The 2,887-nt window shown below is 53.7% G+C and carries 1 rRNA gene; it reads right to left on the bottom strand.

From position 1 onward, the window contains the following. Positions 1 to 14: 14 nt before the first annotated feature. Positions 15 to 2,887 (bottom strand): 23S ribosomal RNA (locus MKX59_RS27535); the annotation flags it as partial.

The raw sequence follows: 2,887 nt of genomic DNA, 5'->3' as shown, positions 1-2,887 counted from the left end.
TTGCGTTTTATTCTTAGGATAAGCCCTCGACCGATTAGTATTGGTCAGCTCCATGCATTACTGCACTTCCACCCCCAACCTATCTACCTCGTCGTCTTCAAGGGGTCTTACTAATTGGGAAATCTCATCTTGAGGGGGGCTTCACGCTTAGATGCTTTCAGCGCTTATCCCTTCCGTACATAGCTACCCAGCGGTGCTCCTGGCGGAACAACTGGTACACCAGCGGTACGTCCATCCCGGTCCTCTCGTACTAAGGACAGCTCCTCTCAAATTTCCTACGCCCACGACAGATAGGGACCGAACTGTCTCACGACGTTCTGAACCCAGCTCGCGTACCGCTTTAATGGGCGAACAGCCCAACCCTTGGGACCTACTTCAGCCCCAGGATGCGATGAGCCGACATCGAGGTGCCAAACCTCCCCGTCGATGTGGACTCTTGGGGGAGATAAGCCTGTTATCCCCAGGGTAGCTTTTATCCGTTGAGCGATGGCCCTTCCATGCGGTACCACCGGATCACTAAGCCCGACTTTCGTCCCTGCTCGACTTGTAGGTCTCGCAGTCAAGCTCCCTTCTGCCTTTGCACTCTTCGAATGATTTCCAACCATTCTGAGGGAACCTTGGGGCGCCTCCGTTACTCTTTAGGAGGCGACCGCCCCAGTCAAACTGCCCACCTGACACTGTCCTCGCACCGGATCACGGTACCAAGTTAGAACCTAGATACGATCAGGGTGGTATCCCAAGGATGCCTCCTCTCAAGCTGGCGCTCAAGATTCAACGGCTCCCACCTATCCTGTACAGATCGTACCCAAATTCAATATCAAGCTGCAGTAAAGCTCCATGGGGTCTTTCCGTCTTGTCGCGGGTAACCTGCATCTTCACAGGTATTAAAATTTCACCGGATCTCTCGTTGAGACAGCGCCCAAGTCGTTACGCCATTCGTGCGGGTCAGAATTTACCTGACAAGGAATTTCGCTACCTTAGGACCGTTATAGTTACGGCCGCCGTTTACTGGGGCTTCGGTTCATAGCTTCGCCCGAAGGCTTACCACTCCCCTTAACCTTCCAGCACCGGGCAGGCGTCAGCCCGTATACTTCGCCTTGCGGCTTCGCACAGACCTGTGTTTTTGCTAAACAGTCGCTTGGGCCTTTTCACTGCGGCCCCCTCGGGCTATTCACCCTACCGAGGCACCCCTTCTCCCGAAGTTACGGGGTCATTTTGCCGAGTTCCTTAACGAGAGTTCTTCCGCGCGCCTTAGAATTCTCTTCTCGCCTACCTGTGTCGGTTTGCGGTACGGGCACCTTCTCCTGGCTAGAGGCTTTTCTTGGCAGTCTGAGATCATGACCTTCGCTACTATAATTTTCGCTCCCCATCACAGCCCAGCCTTACGATGTGCGGATTTGCCTACACACCAGCCTCACTGCTTAGACGGACATCCATCAGTCCGCGTCACTACCCTACTGCGTCACCCCATCGCTCATAACGGATTACGGTGGTACAGGAATTTCGACCTGTTGTCCTTCGACTACGCCTATCGGCCTCGCCTTAGGTCCCGACTTACCCTGAGCGGACGAACCTTCCTCAGGAACCCTTAGGCTTTCGGCGGATCTGATTCTCACAGATCTTTTCGTTACTCATACCGGCATTCTCACTTGAATGCAGTCCAGCGCTCCTTACGGTACACCTTCAACCCGCATTCAACGCTCCCCTACCCCTGATGCAAGCATCAAGCCATAGCTTCGGTGGTGTGTTTAGCCCCGTTACATTTTCGGCGCAGAGTCACTCGACCAGTGAGCTATTACGCACTCTTTCAATGGTGGCTGCTTCTAAGCCAACATCCTGGTTGTCTGTGCAACTCCACATCCTTTCCCACTTAACACACACTTGGGGACCTTAGCTGATGGTCTGGGCTGTTTCCCTTTCGACAATGGATCTTAGCACTCACTGTCTGACTCCCGGAACTAAATCTATGGCATTCGGAGTTTGACTGAGCTTGGTAACCCTTGCGGGCCCCGCACCCAATCAGTGCTCTACCTCCACGATTCTTTTTTCCGAGGCTAGCCCTAAAGCTATTTCGGGGAGAACCAGCTATCTCCGGGTTCGATTGGAATTTCTCCGCTACCCCCACCTCATCCCCGCATTTTTCAACATGCGTGGGTTCGGGCCTCCAGTGCGTGTTACCGCACCTTCACCCTGGACAGGGGTAGATCACCCGGTTTCGGGTCTACGTCCACGTACTCATTCGCCCTATTCAGACTCGCTTTCGCTGCGGCTTCAGCTCTTCACCTTAACCTTGCACGGGAACGTAACTCGCCGGTTCATTCTACAAAAGGCACGCCATCACCCCTAGATCGGGCTCTGACTTCTTGTAAGCACACGGTTTCAGGATCTATTTCACTCCCCTTCCGGGGTGCTTTTCACCTTTCCCTCACGGTACTGCTTCACTATCGGTCGCCAGGGAGTATTTAGCCTTGGCAGATGGTCCTGCCGGATTCATACGGGGTTTCACGTGCCCCGCACTACTCGGGATCCGTCTCGGAGAGAACAAGTTTTGAACTACAGGGCTTTTACCTTCTCTGGCGGGCCTTTCCAGACCTCTTCATCTAACCGGTTCCTTTGTAACTCCATGTGAGACGTCCCACAACCCCAAGGAGCAAGCTCCTTGGTTTGGGCTAATCCGCGTTCGCTCGCCGCTACTGACGGAATCACTATTGTTTTCTCTTCCTCAGGGTACTTAGATGTTTCAGTTCCCCTGGTCTGCCTCTATTCTGCCTATGTATTCAGCAGAAAGTGACTGTCGATGAAGACAGCCGGGTTTCCCCATTCGGACATCCCCGGATCAAAGCTTGCTTACAGCTCCCCGAGGCCTTATCGTTGTTCGCCACGTCCT

This window comes from Paenibacillus sp. FSL R7-0340 (assembly GCF_038002205.1).
Lineage (GTDB): Bacteria > Bacillota > Bacilli > Paenibacillales > Paenibacillaceae > Paenibacillus > Paenibacillus polymyxa_B.
Note: the sequence above shows the minus strand (reverse complement) of the source record. Positions and strands in the feature narration are given on the sequence as shown.